We start from the raw sequence: 18230 nt of genomic DNA, 5'->3' as shown, positions 1-18230 counted from the left end.
GACAAAATGTTATTTGACTCACATGCACATTTAAATGATGAAAGATTTGATGAAGATAGAGAAGAATTAATAAATTCTCTTAAAAATAAAGGCGTAGATTTAGTTTTAAATCCAGGAGCTTGTATAGAAACATCTAAAAGCAGTGTAGAATTAGCTAATAAATATGATTTTATATATGCTGCAGTCGGAGTTCATCCTCATGATGTAGGTGAAATGAACGAAGATGATATAGAAACATTAAGAAAACTTGCTACTCAAAATGAAAAAGTAAAAGCTATAGGTGAGATTGGTTTAGATTACTATTATGATAACTCTCCTAGAGAAACTCAAAAGGAATGGTTTAAAAGACAAATAGAACTAGCTAATGAACTTAAATTACCTATAATAATTCATGATAGAGATGCACATGGAGATACATTTGAAATAATAAAAAACACAAAAAGTCCTGAAATAGGATGTGTTCTTCATTGTTATAGCGGGAATGTAGAACTTGCTAAAGAATATATTAAAATGGGATGCTTAATATCTATACCAGGAACTGTAACATTTAAAAATAACAAAAAAACTAGAGAAGTTGTTAGAGAAATACCTCTTGAGTATTTATTTATAGAGACTGATTCTCCATATATGGCTCCAGAACCACATAGAGGAAAAAGAAATGATCCTTCTTTAGTTCAATTTGTAGCTGATAAAATAGCTCAAGAAAAAGGAATTTCATATGAGCAGGTTTGTGAAGTTACAAAAGAAAATGCTAAAAGATTTTTCAATATAAAATAAAGATAAAGGGGGTGTCTAAGACATCCCTTTATTTTGTATAAAAATATTTAAATTAAGGAACAATCTGATTTGTAGCCTTGATAAAATTTAGCATAAAGCTTAAAATATAAAGATATTAAGTAAAATGAGCGAAAAGGTGATTAGATGATAAAGGAAATAATAGTAGTAGAAGGAAGAGACGATGTAACTGCTGTAAAAAGAGCATTAGATGCAGAATTAATAACTACAGGTGGATTTGGATTTCCTAAGGGAGTTATGGAAAGAATAAAAGCTGCACAAGAAAGAAGAGGAGTAATAATATTTACTGATCCAGATTTTGCTGGTGAAAAAATAAGAAAGAAGATAGCTGCAGAAGTTCCAGGATGTAAACATGCATTTTTACCAAGAGAAGAAGCTAAAAAAAATGGAGACATAGGTATTGAAAATGCAACTCCAGAAAGTATAAGAAGAGCTCTTGAGAAGGTAAGAACTGAAAGTACAGATAAAAGAGATGAATTCGGACAAGTAGACTTAATAAGAAATGGGCTTATAGGAAGTGATGATGCATCGCATAGAAGAGATAAGCTAGGAATGATACTTGGTATAGGATACGGAAATGCAAAACAATTTTTAAATAGACTAAATAATTATGGAGTTAGTAGAGAAGAATTTGAAAAATCTTTAGAGACTCTATAAAAACTAGATAGGTAAAAGGAGAAAAATATGGATAGACTTTCGTCACATAGAAAAACCAAAGAAGTAGTAGATAAACATGGATTTAAGTTTTCTAAGTCATTAGGACAAAACTTTTTAATAGATGATAATGTAATAGATAAAATATTAGATGGAGCCAGACTTTCTGAAGGTGACAAAATAATAGAGGTAGGACCGGGAATAGGAACTCTTACTCGTGAAATGGGAAAAGTTGCAGATAAAGTGGTTGCTATAGAAATAGATAAAACTTTAATTCCGATACTTAAAGATACTTTAGATGAATTTGAAAATATAGAGGTTGTAAACCAAGATATATTAAAAGTAGATGTACAAGGATTAGTAAATGAAAAATTAAGTGGAGGGACAGTTAAGCTTGTTGCAAATCTTCCATATTATATTACAACTCCAATAGTAATGAAGTTTTTAGAAGAAGATATACCTGTAACAGATATAGTAGTTATGGTTCAAAAAGAAGTTGCAGATAGAATGAATGCAGGTCCTGGAACTAAAGATTATGGAGCATTATCTATAGCAGTTCAATATTATTGTGATACAGAAATTGTAGCAAAAGCACCTAGACATATGTTTATACCTCAACCAAATGTTGATTCAACAGTAATAGGTCTTCATGTAAGAGAAGAGAAAAAATACAAAGTAGACAGCGAAGAAATATTCTTTAAAACTGTAAAAGCAGCATTTGGCCAAAGAAGAAAAACATTACTAAATGCACTAGGAACTTTAGGGTTCTTAGATAAAGATGAAATAAGAGAAGTTTTACAAGAAGCAAATATAGATGAGAAAAGAAGAGGTGAAACTCTATCTATCGAAGAATTTGCAAATCTTGCAAACTGTGTAAATAAAAAAGTACCTTCTAAATAGAAGGTACTTTTTTGCATGTCCAAACATATAATGTTTAGAGGGATTTATATTTTTTATAGGGGGGATAACTTTGAGTACTAAAAAGAGATATAAAAGAGATTATATAATTTTAGAAGCCAAGGATATGAATTTCAGATATAAAGACAGAGTTTTACCTAAAGCTTTTGCAAAAGTTGAAGTGACAGAAGATAAATCACTAGTTGCTCTTTATGTAGAAAACTTAAAATATGTTAGAGAAGGATATAAAGTAGTTGCGATATTAGAAGATTATAACACTGTAGATTTAGGAAATATAGTTTTAAGCGAGCAAGGAAAAGGGGAATTTGCTTTAAGTTTAGATGAAAATACTTCAAATATTAAATCCATAGCTTTAACATACGAAAAAAGTATTCCTTTAATAGGTTTTAAAGGAAGTAAATTAGAAAATTATGAAGAACTAATATTTGCTGAAAATGAAGAATATGGAGAATATGAAGAAATAGAAGATGATGAATATGAATACGAAGAAGTTGAGTATATTGATGTAGAAGATGAAGATAGCGAATATGAATATGAATATTTAGAGTATATAGAAGTAGAAGAAGGTGATCAAGAAGAAGAGATAGAAGATGAATACACAGAGCCTAAACAAGAATATGTTCCTAATAACAATAATAGAAATCAAAATCAAAGTCAGAAACAAAAACAAAATAAATATAGCAAACAAGTTGAAGATATAAAACAGGTAAATGAAAATATAGAATATGAAGAAGTTGAAACAACTAAAATAAGAAACTTATTAATGCCTAGACAAATAAAAAAAGGATTAAAAATGTTTAAAGAAGTGAAACCATTTGTAAATGAAAGCTTTGATAATACTAGATGGTGGAAAATAGAAATAACACCAATGACTATGTGTGGTTATACAATGCCTTATTTAGGATATGTAAATACTCTAAATTATACTATGTATAGTGATATAGTTTTACAAGCTTATAGATATAGACACTATTTATTTGGTGTTGAATATGATGAATATAATAAACGTAAAAATTATATATATGCAATTCCAGGTAATAAAAATGAACAGCCTGATCAAGGACATACAGGATTTGATATGTATAAGCCTTGCGATGACAGAAGTGATAAATTAGGATACTGGATATGTCTTGTAGATTCTAGAACTAGAAAAATTGTAAAATAATTGGCACTAGTTTTAAAATATCGTTTTCTCTTGAAAAAACTACCAATATAAATTACAATGTATATATCACATATACCAAGGAGGAGATTTAAGATGATAAACAAACAAAGATTAATAGACGAATTCATTGAATTAGTAAAAATAGATAGTCCTTCAGCTAAAGAAGGCAAAGTTGCAAAGGCTTTAGTAGAAAAGTTAGAAGCTATAGGATGCGAAGTTTGCATAGATGAAGCTGGAACAAAAGTTGGAGGAGAAACAGGAAACGTAATAGCTAAATTAAAAGGAAACAGAGAAGGTAAAACTATTTTATTCAGTTCTCACATGGATACAGTTAGCCCAGGAGAAGGAATAAAACCTATAATAGATGAAGCTACTGGAATAATAAAAAGTGATGGAACTACAGTTTTAGGTTCTGACGATAAAGCTGGTATAGCAGCTATATTAGAAGCTTTAAGAGTTATACAAGAAAACAATATAGACCACGCTGATATAGAAGTAGTATTCTCTATATGGGAAGAAGGTGGATTATTTGGAGCTCAATACTTAGATTATTCTAAAGTAAGCCCAGATTTTGCATTCGTTTTAGATAGCGGTGGATCTCCAGGAGAAATAATAACAAAAGCTCCGGCTCAAGATAAAATAGAAATAACTATAAAAGGTAAGCCAGCACATGCAGGATTACAACCAGAAAATGGAGTAAGTGCTATAATGGTAGCTTCTAAGGCTATAGAAAATATGAAGTTATTAAGAATAGATGAAGAAACTACTGCAAATATAGGTATAGTTAATGGAGGAATAGCTACTAACATAGTTATGCCAGAACTTGAAATAGTTGCAGAAGCTAGAAGTTTAGAAGTAGGTAAATTAGAAGCTCAAACTAACCATATGGTAGAAGAATTTAAAAAAGCAGGAGAAGCTATGGGAGCAGAAGTAACAGCTAAAGTAACTAGATGTTATGCACCATTCAAAATGGATGATAATGAAGAAATAGTAGAACTTGCTAAAAAAGCATTCTCTAACTTAGGAATAGAAGCTTATACAGCAGCAACAGGTGGAGGAAGTGACACTAACGTATTAAATGGAAATGGCGTAAAAGCTGTAAACTTAGGAATAGGTATGAAAAATGCTCATACATTAGAAGAATATATAGCTATAGAAGATATAATAAATTCTTCAAGAGCAGTATTAGAAATAATTAAAGAAGCTTAATCAAATATATGATATAATATAAAGATCGCCCAACATTTGTTGGGTGATTTTTCATTTTAAAGATAAATGATAATTAATATTGAATTATAACTATAATTTATTGCACTTAATATTTAATATAAGTTTAAATGTGAATAAAAATGGATAGTAAAATAAAAGATAGTATTAAAAGGAGGAAAATTAAGTGGAAACAAGGTATGATGAAGCAAATAAGGTAACAATAAAATCTATAGTATGGAATGTTATTTTAACTTTTATAAAAATATTTGCAGGTATGGTAGGTAAATCTAACGCTATGGTTGCAGATGGACTACATTCAGCATCTGATATTATTAGCTCGGTAGGAGTTTTAATAGGAAACAAAATAGCTAATGCTCCCAATGATGAAAATCACAATTATGGACATGAAAAAGCTGAGACATTGGTATCTTTTTTACTTTCTATATTATTAATAGTGGTATCTGTAAAAATAGGATTTGATGCATTAAAATCATTATTTAATTTAAATAGTGTTAAAATCCCCACAGTTTTACCATTAGTAGTATCTGTTATATCAATAGCTATAAAAGAGTATCAATATAGAATAACAATAAAAATAGCTCAAAAAATAAATTCACCATCATTAAAAGCAGATGCATGGCATCATAGATCAGATTCTCTTTCATCTATAGCAGCATTTATAGGTATAGGAGGAGCTATGTTAGGATTTAAAGCATTAGATCCTATTGCTTCTATAGTAGTTGCTTTATTTGTTGCAAAGGTTGGATTTGATATATTGAAAAATTCAGCAAATGAACTTATGGACTATTCTATTGATACAGAAGAAGAAAAACAAATTATAAGCATAGCTGAAGGAACAGAGGGTGTAATCAACTTAGGTGAAATTAGAACAAGAAAACATGGTGCAACTGCATATGTGGATTTAACTATATGTGTAAATAGAGATTTAACTGTATATGAAGGGCATGAAATCGCCACGAAATTAGAAAAAAGGATAATAAAAGACATGCAGTTTGTCAAAGGAATAACAGTTCATGTAGAACCATGTATAAATTGCCCAGGAAATTCATGTAAAAAATAATAAAAAATTTTAAAAGTAATAAAAAAGCACTATGATTAAATTGTAGTGCTTTTTAGTTTGTGAATTTTATAGTATAATAAAATCGTAATTATATAGGGGGGAGCTTTTATGGCAAAGAAAAGAAAAATAAAAAAACGTGTAATCATACTTATAGGGATTATTGTTTTTTTCGTTGTATATGCAGGTACATATATTTATTTCTCAAAACAACAAGAAAGTAGTGAACCTGTTAAAGTTCAAGATAAAAGTACAGAATCCGATAATAAAACTTTAATTTCTCAAATGAAAGAGACTGATACTGTGTATATTTCAGATGATAAATTAAAGGATGTAAGGATAGAAAAAGATTACTGGGATCAAATAAAGTTTTTCTCTACAAAATTTAAAGAAGTTAGAAAGCCTAGTAATTACGAAAGTAAATATGAAGCTTACATGGACAATGGAATTAGATTTTCTACAGACTTAGATTACTTTAGAATTTATACAGTAAATAAAGAGGAGTTTTATAAAATTCCAGTATCAGAAAAACAAGCATTTGACAAGTTGCTTCAAGAAAGTATATATACATCTATAGATTCTGTAAAGAAATATAAAACTTGGGATAGTGTAGAAATAATATACAAAGATGAAGTGAAAAAACCGTGGAAATGGAAATATGATGATTTAGCTTATAAAATATCTGTAAAGAGATTAGTTGGAAAAATTCAACCAGAAAAGAGTAAAGAAAGAAGTGAATATAACTTTACTATTAAAATTCATGGTGATGGTTACTCTACTACATTAGAAACAATGGGTAATGATTATGTTAAAATAACATCAGATAAAGCAACTGCATATTATGAAGTTCATAATGGATTATATGAATATTTAAAAAATGATATATTTAAGATTGGAAACAAATAAAAAAACTAGGGCTTAACCCTAGTTTTTTTATTTATTAAGAAGCATTTCACCGATTTTGTAAACTGTACCAGCTCCTGCAGTTATAACTAAATCATCTTCAACTACATTTTCAGCGAGATAATTAGCGATATCTTCAAACTCACTTAGGTAGATTACATCAACATTATTTTGATATAACTTATCTACTAAATCTTTAGAATGGATATCTCCAGGATCTTTTTCACGAGCAGCGTATATATCTGTTATTATAACTTTATCAGCAGCGTAGAATGCATCTGAAAATTCGTTTAATAAAGACTTAGTTCTTGTATAAGTATGAGGTTGGAATATACACCATAATTTATTCTTTTTAATTTTCTTAGCAGCAGATAAAGTTGCTTTTAATTCTGTTGGATGATGAGCGTAGTCATCTACAACTAAAGCATTTTTATATTTACCTTTAACTTCAAATCTTCTTCCTACTCCTCCATATAATGCAATATTTTTTCTTATAGTCTCTAATTCTACACCAGAAACTAAAGCTGCTATTATAGCACCAGTAGCATTATATATATTGTGAACACCAGGAACAGAAAGTTTGAATTCTCCTAAATTGTTTCCATTATAGTTAATGTTGAATATTCCGTATCCATTTTCATCAAATCTAACATCTTTTATTAAAGCATTATTTCCTTCATTTTGACCGTATTTTATAACAGTAGCTTTTATTTCATGAAGTATATCTTTAGTATTTTCATCATCTCCATTGATTATAAAGTATCCATCATAAGGTAGTAATTTACCAAACTTATTAAAAGATGCCTTTATCTCATCTATTCCAGAGAAGTAATCTAAATGATCTTCTTCTATATTAAGTACTACTGAAATTTTAGGGTTGAAGTTTAGGAAACTGTCAACATACTCACAAGCTTCAGTTATGAAGTTTTCAGATTTACCTATTTTAACATTTCCACCTATAATACTAAGGTTTCCTCCAACTAATATTGTAGGATCAAGATTCGCGTATTCAAAAATTGCAGATAACATCGAAGTTGTTGATGTTTTCCCATGAGTACCAGATATTGCTATAGCATTTTGATACTCCCTCATTATTTGACCTAAAAATGCAGCTCTATTTATTGTTAATTTATTTTTTTCTTTAGCAGCGATTAATTCTTCATTGTCAGATTTAACAGCAGCAGTATACACTACCATATCTATATTATCAGTTATATGTTCTTTTTTATGGCCAACATATATTGTTGCTCCCTGAGAACGCAAATCATCTAATAGATATGAATCTGTAGAATCTGAACCGAAAACATTATAACCTTTATTTAGGCATATTTTAGCTAGTGCACTCATGCTTATACCGCCAACACCTATAAAGAATATGTTCATATTGAAACCACCTTTCTAATAAATTAAAAGTTCTACAATAAGAACTATGTTTGTGATATAATAGTATAATGTTCAATATTTTAAGCAAACTAAAATTATAAAATATTTCTATACATTAATATATTAAATTTCAAATAAAACATAACAAATATTATAACATATTGGAAAAAAATATGCATTAACAAGTTTAAATACATAGGTTTCAGGTACAGGAGGTATTATATATGAAGTTTAAAAGAACGGAGCGTATAGGAGCGATAGTTAAAATACTGTCAGATAATCCTAATAAAATATTTACTTTAAGTTATTTTACATCAAAATTTAATTCGGCTAAATCTACTATAAGTGAAGACTTAATAGTTGTTAAAAATGTTTTTGAAAAACTAGAACTAGGACAAGTAATAACTATATCAGGAGCCGCTGGTGGAGTTAAATATATTCCAAAAACATCAAAATCAGAAAATGAAGAATTTTTATTAAACCTATGTGAAGAAATAAAAGATCAATCTAGAATTCTTTCTGGAGGGTTTTTATACCTTATAGATTTAATATACGATCCTAGAATAGCGTCTAAGATTGGTAAAATATTTGCATCAAATATAGATTATTCACAAGCTGATTATGTTGTTACTATGGAGACAAAAGGAATACCTATGGCATTAATGACAGCAAAAGCTATGAATCTACCTTTAGTGATAATAAGAAAAGACACTAAAGTATCAGAAGGTCCGACACTTAGTATGACATATGTAAGTGGAAACAGTTCTAAGGTAGAAAGTATGAGTTTACCAAGAAAGGCTGTTAAACCTGCAAGCAAAGTTATATTAATAGACGACTTTATGAGGGGCGGAGGAACTATAAAAGGTATGATGCAACTTATGAATGAGTTTGGAGCAGAAGTTATAGGAAAGGGAGTATTCATATCTACTACTAATCCAACTCAAAAAATGGTAGAAGATTATATATCTTTAATAGAAATTGATGTAGTTAATAATGAAGTTGTAAGCGTTAAACCTAACTTACAAACTTTTAGGGAAGAGTATTGGTCTACAGATGAAGTGGGAGAAACTGTAGAAGAACAAAGTGAAAATGATAAATTAGAAGAATAATACAAATTTTAAGGGTAAATTTCTATCAAATAAAAAAAAGGTAAAAAAATAAAAAAATTTTTCTGAAATAATAGAGGAAATTTAGCAGTTTGATAGAATTAATATATTATAAATAAAAAAAGATTTTTTAATGTTCAAATTAAATGTGTCAAAACTAAAAGGGGGATATTAGTAAAATGAAAATCACTGACGTTAGAGTAAGAAAATTAACTGATGAGGGGAAAATGAAGTGTATAGTTTCATTAACTTTCGATAATTTATTTGTGGTACACGATATAAAGGTTATAGAGGGGCACAATGGATTATTTATAGCTATGCCAAGTAGAAAAATAGGTGAAGGAAACTTCAGAGATATAGCTCACCCTATAAATGCTGAAATGAGACAAATGTTAGAAGAAGAAGTTTTAAAAGCATATCAAGAAGCAATTTCTCAATTAGAAGTAGCTGCTGAATAGTAAAAAGAAGAACTAAAATAAGATATATTTTCGAATATATTTCTTAAAGAGCCGAATCTTAGGCTCTTTTTTATTTGAATAATATGTACTTTTTACTTCAAAAATGGTATATTAGTTAATAGAATTAGGAAATTGTATACAAAATAAAATATTTACACATCATATATAGATTTATTTAAAATTAAAAAAGATTGAAATGGAGTGGGTTTATGAATTTTAAGGCAATAATCCTTGCGGCAGGAAAAGGAACAAGAATGAAATCAAGTTTGCCAAAGGTAGTTCACAAGGTATGTGGAAAAGAGATGGTAAACCACGTTGTCAATGTATCTAAAAAGTCAGGGGTTAATGAAATTGTTGCGATTTTAGGTCACGGAAGTCAGGTAGTTCAAGATGTATTACCTACTGACACTAAAATAGCTATGCAAACAGAGCAATTAGGAACAGGTCATGCTGTTATGATGGCAAATGAGCACATATCAGAGAATGACACTATAGTTGTTTTATGTGGGGATACTCCTCTAGTAAATTCAGATACATTAGAAAATCTATTCAAATATCACTTAGATAATGAATATCATGCTACTGTATTAACTACTAAAGTAGAAAATCCAACAGGATATGGAAGAATAATAAGAGATGAAAATCAAGACTTATTAAAAATAGTTGAACAAAAAGATGCTAACGAAGAAGAAAAACTAGTAAATGAGATAAATTCAGGAATTTATTGTTTTAATGGAAAAAGTTTAAAATATGCTCTTTCTAAAATAGATAATAATAATGCTCAAGGAGAATATTATTTAACTGATACAGTAGAAATAATGAGAGATAATAATCTTAAAGTAGGAGCATTTAATGGAGCTACAATAGAAGAACTAATGGGTGTAAATTCAAGAGTTGAGCTATCTAAAGCTGAAGAAATAATGAGAAGAAGAATAAACACTATGCACATGGTAAATGGTGTAACTATAATAGATATAAATAGCACATATATAGAAGCGGATGTAGAAATAGGAAATGATACAATTGTATATCCAGGAGCAATGCTAAAAGGAAATACAAAAATAGGAAGTAATTGTAAAATTGGAATGAACAGTTCTATATCTAATTCAACTATAGGTGATGAAACAGAGGTAGAAAATTCTACGATAATAGATAGTAAAGTTGGTAATAATACTACAGTTGGACCTTATGCATACTTAAGACCTAAGAGCAATATAGGTAATAATGTAAAAGTAGGCGATTTCGTAGAAGTTAAAAATGCTACAATAGAAGATAATTCTAAGGCATCTCACTTAGCTTACATAGGAGATGCTCATGTAGGAAAAAATGTTAACATAGGTTGCGGAACAGTATTTGTAAACTATGATGGTAAAAATAAATTTAAGTCAGTTGTAAAAGATGGAGCCTTTATAGGATCAAACTCTAATTTAGTAGCTCCAGTTGTAGTAGAAGAAAATGGATATATCGCTACAGGATCTACTATAACAGATGATGTTCCACAAGGAGCATTAGCAATAGCTAGAGAAAGACAAGTTATAAAAGAAGGTTGGGTAGAAAAGAAGAACCTTAAGAAATAAATTGATATAAATAAGGCTATAACGCAGATATAGCCTAGTCTATACCTGCGTTTAAATATAATATTTTCTTTAACAAAATTTTCGGGAGGTAATTATGAATACTAGCGGAAGCGAAATTAAAATACTTGCAGGAAATGCGTCGAAAGAGTTGGCTCAAAAAGTAGCTGATTACATAGGTGTACCAATGGCGAAATGCGAAGTTGGGACATTTAGCGATGGAGAAATATCTGTAAATATAAGTGAAACAGTAAGAGGTTGTGATGTTTTCGTAATACAATCAACTAATAGCCCAGTAAATGATAACTTAATGGAGCTATTAATAATGATAGATGCATTAAGAAGAGCATCTGCAGGTAGAGTAACTGCTGTTATACCATACTATGGATACGCAAGACAAGACAGAAAGGCTAAGGCTAGAGATCCAATTACAGCTAAATTAGTTGCAAACTTAATAACTGCAGCAGGAGCAGATAGAGTTTTAACTATGGATTTACATGCAGCACAAATACAAGGATATTTTGATATACCATTAGATCACTTACAAGGTGGAACAATATTAGCTGACTATTTCAACACAAAAGAAATAGAAGACTTAGTAGTAGTTTCTCCAGATCTAGGAAGTGTTACAAGATCTAGAAAATTTGCTAATACTTTAAACGGAGATGTTCCAATAGCAATAATAGATAAGAGAAGACCAAAAGCGAATGTATGTGAGGTTATGAATATAATCGGTGAGGTTAAAGGTAAGAATGTTATATTATTAGATGACATGATAGATACAGCAGGTACAATAGTTAATGCAGCTAATGCTCTTAAAGAATTTGGGGCAAAAGATGTATATGCATGTTGTACACACGGAGTTTTATCAGGTCCAGCTATAGAAAGAATAGAGAATTCAGCTATAAGTGAGTTAATAGTACTTGATACTATACAACTTCCTGAAGGAAAGAAAATTGACAAGATAAAAGTGAAAAGTGTAGCTTCTTTATTTGGAGATGCAATAAAGAAAATATTTGCTAATGAATCAGTAAGTCAATTATTTTAATATGAGAATCAAATAAAAAAAGAGTTCATTTATTTATAAATGAGCTCTTTTTTTACTTCAATCTTAATATAATATTTTAAAGTTTAATATAATTTTCATATATTTCCTAGGAAAATATTTGTATATCTGAACTCAATAGAGAAATAATCTTAAAAGGGATGCAAATAAATCGTAGGAGGTATATATTATGGATATATTTGATATTTTAGTAAACGCTAGTGATTTAGGAGCCTCAGATGTACATATAAATTATAAATGCGAACCGATAGCTAGAGTGAATGGAAAGTTTATAAAAATTTCAAATGAATTATTAAGCAAGTCGGATACTGAAAAAATGGTTAATGAATTAATAGGGGCCCAAAAACTCAACGAGGTCAAAGAATTAGGAGAATATGATTTTTCTATCTCAATAAAGAATTTGTATAGATTTAGAGTGAATATATATAAACAACAAGATAGTTACGCTATTGCTGCAAGAGTAATAAATTCTAAAATTCCTAGTATTGAAACATTAGGACTGCCTGATGTTGCAAAAGAGTTTGTAAGAAAAGAAAATGGAATGGTTTTAGTTACAGGTCCAACGGGAAGTGGTAAAAGTACAACATTAGCAAGTATATTAGATTGTATTAATGAAAATTTTCAAAAACATATAATAACTTTAGAAGATCCAATAGAATATATTCACAATAGAAAAAATAGTATTATATCTCAAAGAGAAATAGGCAAAGATACAAGCAATTTTAGTTCTGGATTAAAATCAGTTCTTAGACAAGATCCAGATGTTATCCTTATAGGAGAGATTAGAGATGAAGAAACATTAGCTACAGCTTTAATAGCAGCAGAAACTGGGCATTTGGTTTTTTCCACATTACACACTATTGGAGCAGCTCAAACAATAGATAGGATCATAGATATGTTTCAAGCTAATCAACAAAATCAAATTAGGACGCAACTATCGAGTGTATGTGAGGGTATAATTTCACAACAACTTATACCTGATATAAATAATGAAGGTATGGTTGTAGCTACGGAGGTAATGGTATCTACACCTGCTATAAAAAATTTAATAAGAGATTCAAAAACCCATCAGATTTCAAATATTATACAGACTGGATCTAAAAATGGTATGCAGCTTATGGATCAAGATTTAGTAAATTTATTTAAAGGAAGGAAAATTTCAAAAGAAAGTGTAATAAATAGATGTATAGATTTAGAATATACGAAACGATTAATTGGATTAGAATTTTAGCAAGATGTTAATAATTAAAATATCCTGCTATTAGTACTTAAATTATGATGAAAATAATATTAATGAGTTTATTAATGGTACAAATAATAATATTTTTTTTAGATGAGGTCTTTAAAATTGACTTAAAAGATAATAAAATTAAAATCTTTTTATATGTTATAATACCTATAATTATCTATATGTTATACGTGAAACTAGGATTAAGTAAAGAATTTATAATGTACTCAATACTAATAGATTTTTTAATAGTGATATCTATAGTGGACTATTATACAATGTATATATACGATATAACTACGATTAGTGGTATAATAGTTCAAGGATTTATTATATTGATAACAAGAGGAATAATAATAGATCATTTGATGGGATTGATATTTGGATTTATGATTCCGTATATAGTGGTAAAAATAACGAAAGGTGTAGGCTCAGGAGATATAGGAGTCTATGCTTTGTGCTGTTTTTGTATAGGAATAGAAAAGTGCATATATATAATACCTATATCTTTTGTAATTGGGGGTATATATGGTATGTATATGTTGATTACGAAAAAGAAGCGTGTAGGATCGTATGTTCCTCTTGCACCATGGATTTCTTTAGGTACATTGGCTGTGATATTTTTAGAACAAAACAGCATGTTACTGATATGAAAATTTTAAAGTAAGGTTTAAATTGAAACAAGATATAAGGAGGAATGAAAATGTATGTAATAGTAGGATTAGGAAACCCAGGAAAACAATATGAAAATACAAGACATAACGTTGGATTTAATGTTATAGATATTTTGGCAAAGGAATATGGCATAAGCGTAACGAAAATAAAACATAAGGCCTTTATAGGTGAAGGTAGAGTAGGAGCTGAAAAAGTTTTATTGGTAAAACCACAAACTTACATGAATTTAAGTGGAGAAACTTTAATTGATATATATAATTACTATAAAGTAGATTTAAAAAATATAGTTGTTATATACGATGATATAGACTTAGATGTTGGGAAAATAAGAATAAGAAAAAAAGGTAGTGGCGGAACTCATAATGGAATGAGATCTATATTAAAATGCTTAGGTAGTAATGAATTTCCAAGAATTAGAGTTGGAGTATCAAAGCCAAGACAAGGACAGGACTTAGCAGATTTTGTGTTATCTAGATTTAGAAAAGAAGAGTCAGAAGATATTCAAGATGGCTTAGAGAAAGCAGCTAAATCCGTAGATTGTATGATTAGAGAAAATATAGATTTAGCAATGAATAAATATAATGGTTAGGTTATAAGGGGGATTTGAATATGTCTGATATTTTTATATCTCCTTTGCAAAATTCTAAAGAATATAAAGACATAATAAATAATATTGAAAATAATAAAAGTGCATTGCTTGTAAATGGATTATTACAAGCTCAGAAATCCAATATAGCTTACTCTATATTTAGTGATTTAAAGAAGCAAATTTTATATGTTGCAAATACTGATTTAGAAGCTAAAAAAGTATATGAAGATTTATGTTTTTATATGAAGGATAAAGTGGATTATTTAAGTTCACAAGATATCTATTTTTATCATTTAGATGCAAAGGATAGAAATGAAGAAGCAAAAAAATTAAAAGTACTTTTAAAGATGATAAGCAGAGAAAATACAATTATAGTCACATCTGCAGAAGCTATACTTAGAAAGTATATACCTAAAGAAATTTTAAAGAAAAATATTTTTACATATAAAATCGGTGATGTAATAGATTTAGATGAACTATCAAAAAAGTTAGTTTCTTTAGGATATGAAAGAGTATCTAAAATAGAAGGTTTTGGTCAATTTAGTATTAGAGGTGGGATAATAGATATATTCTCTTTAGAATATGATATGCCTATACGTATCGAATTATTTGACGATGAAATTGAATCTGTAAGAACTTTCGATGTTTTTACTCAAAAATCTGTAAAGAAAATAAAGAAATGTACAATAACACCATCAAGAGAATTTATATATCCTGATGATGTAAATACTACTATTGAGAAAATAAAAAAAGATACTCATAAATTTACGGATGACGATGTATATAAAAGTTTAGATAATATATCTAGCAAAACGTATTTTGAAGGTGTAGAAAATTATATAGATTATATGTATGAGGAAGAAAACAAAAGCATTTTTACTTACTTAAAAGAAGATGCAATAGTATTTATAAATGACTTATCTCGTTTGAAAGAAAGATGTGAAAATTACACATCAGAGTTTAAAGAAAATTATAAGTTAAATCTAGAAAGAGGATTAGCTTTAAAAGAACAAGGCAAACTTCTTTATCATTATTCAGATTTAGAATATTTAGTAGAAGAGAAAAAATTGATATTAAATATGCTATTAACTAAATCTGTTAAGGAATTCAACATAGGAAGTATAGTTAATTTTGAAAGTAGAGAAATACCTACTTTTAATGGAAAGATAGACATTCTAGCAGAAGAATTAAATAGACTAAAATATAATGGACATAAAATTCTTTTAGCAACTAACACATATGATAGAGCTAAAAAATTAAACAAGGAACTATTAAATTTAGGAACAGAAAGTATTTTATCTAGAAAAAGAGATATAGATATTCAATCATCACAAATTGTTATAGTTGTAGGTAATATAACGTCAGGTTTCCAATATAAGTCTATAAAATTTGATGTTATAACCGATAAAGAAATGATAGGCTCAAACAAAAGAGCTAAAACAGTGAAAACTAAAAAATCTAATAAAGGTCAAAAGATAGAAAGTTTCTTAGATTTAAATGTAGGAGACTATGTTGTACATGAAAACAGCGGGGTTGGTAGATATGTAGGTATAGATCAACTAAGTGTGAATGGTGTAAAAAAAGATTATATGAGAGTTGTATATCAAGGTGGAGATAATTTATATGTACCTATAGACCAAATGGATAAGATACAGAAGTTTATAGGTTCAGATACAGAAAAAATTAAATTAAATAAACTTGGTAGCAATGAATGGTCAAAGGCTAAAGCTAAAGTAAAAAAAGAAATAGAAGACATGACCAAAGATTTAGTAGAACTATATGCAAGAAGAGAAAAAATAAAAGGATACAAGTTTAGCAAAGATACTTTATGGCAAGGTGAATTTGAAACTTTATTCCCGTATCAAGAAACAGATGACCAAATAAAAGCTATAGAAGAAACTAAAAAGGATATGGAGTCTAACAAGGTAATGGATAGACTTATATGCGGTGATGTTGGTTACGGAAAGACAGAAGTAGCTATAAGAGCTATTTTTAAGGCTTGTATGGACCAAAAACAAGTTGCAGTATTAGTTCCTACTACAATACTTGCTCAGCAGCATTACAATACTTTTAGAGCTAGATTTGAAAATTATCCTATAAGAGTTGAGGTATTAAGTAGATTTAAGACTCCAAAAGAGCAAAAACAAATAATTGAGGATGCTAGAAAAGGATTGGTAGACGTAATTATAGGAACTCACAGAATAATATCTAAAGATATAGATCTTCCTAATTTAGGATTAGTGGTAATTGATGAAGAACAAAGATTTGGGGTAAAACATAAGGAATCTTTAAAAAAGATAAAATCAACAGTAGATGTTTTAACATTATCAGCAACACCTATACCTAGAACTTTACACATGTCTCTAAGTGGAATAAGAGATATGAGTGTTATAGAAGAACCACCTCAAGAGAGATATCCAGTTATAACATATGTTGTAGAAGGTAAAGAGAGTATAATACAAGATGAGATAGAAAGAGAAATCGCTAGAGATGGTCAAGTATTTTTTGTATATAATAGAGTTGAAAGAATAGATGAGATGGCTAGCATGATTCAAAGATTAGTTCCAGATGCTAAAATAGCTGTTGCTCATGGAAGGATGACTGGTAAAGAGTTAGAAAATATTATACTAGGATTTTTAAACAAAGAATACAATGTTCTTGTCTGTACAACTATAATAGAAACAGGTATGGATATATCTAACGCTAACACCATGATAGTTTATGATGCTGACAAAATGGGATTAGCCCAACTGTATCAGTTAAGGGGTAGGGTTGGAAGAAGTAATAGGCAAGGTTATGCTTACTTTATGTATGAAAAGGATAAAGTTTTAAGTGAAGTTGCAGAAAAAAGATTAAAAGCTATAAAAGAGTTTACTGAGTTTGGATCAGGCTTTAAAATCGCTATGAGAGACTTAGAAATTAGAGGTGCAGGAAATATACTAGGACCACAACAACATGGACATATGGCTGTTATTGGATATGATTTATATGTTAAAATGTTAAATGATGCAATAAGAAAGGTAAAAGGAGAAATATTAGAGGAAGAAATAGATGTAGAAATAGATTTACCGGTAAATGCATACATACCTGATAGCTATATAGAAGATGAAATTATAAAAATTGAAATGTACAAAAAAATTGCTTCTATAGAAAATGAAGAAGATTTAAATGATATAAAAGATGAATTAGAGGATAGATTCTCTGATATTCCTAAGTCTGTAAATGCACTTATGTCTATTGCTTACATGAAAACATTATGCAAAAAGTTAGGTATAGAAAAAGTTAGAATGGCAAAAGATGAAATTATTCTTTTACCACAAACAAGATACAAAACTAAGGAAAAAAATGGATATAAGATAATTTTAGAATTAGAAAACATACTTGAACAAATGTGTAATTCAAAAAATAAAAATTAGAGAGGATGTTGAA

16 protein-coding genes are annotated in these 18230 nt (G+C 28.8%); 15 read left to right on the top strand and 1 reads right to left on the bottom strand.

Annotation, left to right across the window (positions count from 1 at the left end):
- The first annotated feature begins 6 nt into the window (after positions 1 to 6).
- The 7 genes from VN21_RS01285 to VN21_RS01255 all read left to right on the top strand — a co-directional run bounded on the left by VN21_RS01285 (position 7) and on the right by VN21_RS01255 (position 6725).
- On the top strand, positions 7 to 777 hold the full coding sequence (locus VN21_RS01285) for a TatD family hydrolase (protein ID WP_046821670.1): 771 nt from the start codon (positions 7 to 9) through the stop codon (positions 775 to 777).
- Between the two features lie 144 nt (positions 778 to 921).
- Positions 922 to 1452 (top strand): ribonuclease M5, encoded by a 531-nt coding sequence (gene rnmV, locus VN21_RS01280; protein ID WP_021430389.1) that lies wholly within the window; start codon positions 922 to 924, stop codon positions 1450 to 1452.
- 27 nt (positions 1453 to 1479) lie between these two features.
- On the top strand, positions 1480 to 2349 hold the full coding sequence (gene rsmA, locus VN21_RS01275; RefSeq protein WP_046821669.1) for a 16S rRNA (adenine(1518)-N(6)/adenine(1519)-N(6))-dimethyltransferase RsmA: 870 nt from the start codon (positions 1480 to 1482) through the stop codon (positions 2347 to 2349).
- A gap of 70 nt (positions 2350 to 2419) precedes the next feature.
- Positions 2420 to 3532 carry a hypothetical protein gene (locus VN21_RS01270; protein WP_046821668.1) on the top strand — a complete coding sequence of 371 codons (1113 nt, stop codon included), beginning with the start codon at positions 2420 to 2422 and terminating at the stop codon, positions 3530 to 3532.
- Between the two features lie 93 nt (positions 3533 to 3625).
- Positions 3626 to 4741, top strand: a complete 1116-nt coding sequence (locus VN21_RS01265; protein ID WP_046821667.1) for a M20/M25/M40 family metallo-hydrolase — start codon at positions 3626 to 3628, stop codon at positions 4739 to 4741.
- Between the two features lie 184 nt (positions 4742 to 4925).
- Entirely contained in the window at positions 4926 to 5822 is an 897-nt protein-coding gene (locus VN21_RS01260; RefSeq protein WP_046821666.1) for a cation diffusion facilitator family transporter, read from the top strand.
- Between the two features lie 108 nt (positions 5823 to 5930).
- Positions 5931 to 6725, top strand: a complete 795-nt coding sequence (locus VN21_RS01255; protein WP_046821665.1) for a hypothetical protein — start codon at positions 5931 to 5933, stop codon at positions 6723 to 6725.
- A 27-nt stretch (positions 6726 to 6752) separates the two neighbouring features.
- Here VN21_RS01255 and murC read toward each other — a convergent pair whose 3' ends face one another.
- Positions 6753 to 8105: a UDP-N-acetylmuramate--L-alanine ligase gene (gene murC / locus VN21_RS01250; protein WP_046821664.1), complete on the bottom strand. Its 1353-nt coding sequence runs from the start codon at positions 8103 to 8105 to the stop codon at positions 6753 to 6755.
- A gap of 224 nt (positions 8106 to 8329) precedes the next feature.
- Here murC and purR point away from each other — a divergent pair, with 224 nt between their 5' ends.
- The 8 genes from purR to mfd all read left to right on the top strand — a co-directional run bounded on the left by purR (position 8330) and on the right by mfd (position 18217).
- A complete protein-coding gene (gene purR / locus VN21_RS01245; RefSeq protein WP_046821663.1) occupies positions 8330 to 9214 on the top strand; it encodes a pur operon repressor in 885 nt (294 codons plus the stop codon).
- A 176-nt stretch (positions 9215 to 9390) separates the two neighbouring features.
- Positions 9391 to 9669 carry a septation regulator SpoVG gene (gene spoVG / locus VN21_RS01240; protein WP_021430398.1) on the top strand — a complete coding sequence of 93 codons (279 nt, stop codon included), beginning with the start codon at positions 9391 to 9393 and terminating at the stop codon, positions 9667 to 9669.
- A gap of 209 nt (positions 9670 to 9878) precedes the next feature.
- Positions 9879 to 11246 carry a bifunctional UDP-N-acetylglucosamine diphosphorylase/glucosamine-1-phosphate N-acetyltransferase GlmU gene (gene glmU / locus VN21_RS01235; RefSeq protein ID WP_046821662.1) on the top strand — a complete coding sequence of 456 codons (1368 nt, stop codon included), beginning with the start codon at positions 9879 to 9881 and terminating at the stop codon, positions 11244 to 11246.
- A 94-nt stretch (positions 11247 to 11340) separates the two neighbouring features.
- Positions 11341 to 12291 carry a ribose-phosphate diphosphokinase gene (locus VN21_RS01230; RefSeq protein ID WP_046821661.1) on the top strand — a complete coding sequence of 317 codons (951 nt, stop codon included), beginning with the start codon at positions 11341 to 11343 and terminating at the stop codon, positions 12289 to 12291.
- A gap of 187 nt (positions 12292 to 12478) precedes the next feature.
- Positions 12479 to 13540, top strand: coding sequence for a type IV pilus twitching motility protein PilT (locus tag VN21_RS01225; RefSeq protein WP_046821660.1), 1062 nt, complete (start codon positions 12479 to 12481; stop codon positions 13538 to 13540).
- 179 nt (positions 13541 to 13719) lie between these two features.
- Positions 13720 to 14190, top strand: a complete 471-nt coding sequence (locus VN21_RS01220; protein ID WP_161794361.1) for a prepilin peptidase — start codon at positions 13720 to 13722, stop codon at positions 14188 to 14190.
- Positions 14191 to 14240: 50 nt separating this feature from the next.
- Positions 14241 to 14801, top strand: a complete 561-nt coding sequence (gene pth / locus VN21_RS01215; protein ID WP_046821658.1) for an aminoacyl-tRNA hydrolase — start codon at positions 14241 to 14243, stop codon at positions 14799 to 14801.
- Between the two features lie 20 nt (positions 14802 to 14821).
- Positions 14822 to 18217, top strand: a complete 3396-nt coding sequence (gene mfd / locus VN21_RS01210) for a transcription-repair coupling factor (protein ID WP_046821657.1) — start codon at positions 14822 to 14824, stop codon at positions 18215 to 18217.
- The last annotated feature ends 13 nt before the right edge of the window (positions 18218 to 18230 follow it).

Origin of the sequence: Paraclostridium benzoelyticum, from assembly GCF_001006285.1 — a bacterium.
Taxonomy (GTDB): Bacteria; Bacillota; Clostridia; order Peptostreptococcales; family Peptostreptococcaceae; genus Paraclostridium; species Paraclostridium benzoelyticum.
Note: the sequence above shows the minus strand (reverse complement) of the source record. Positions and strands in the feature narration are given on the sequence as shown.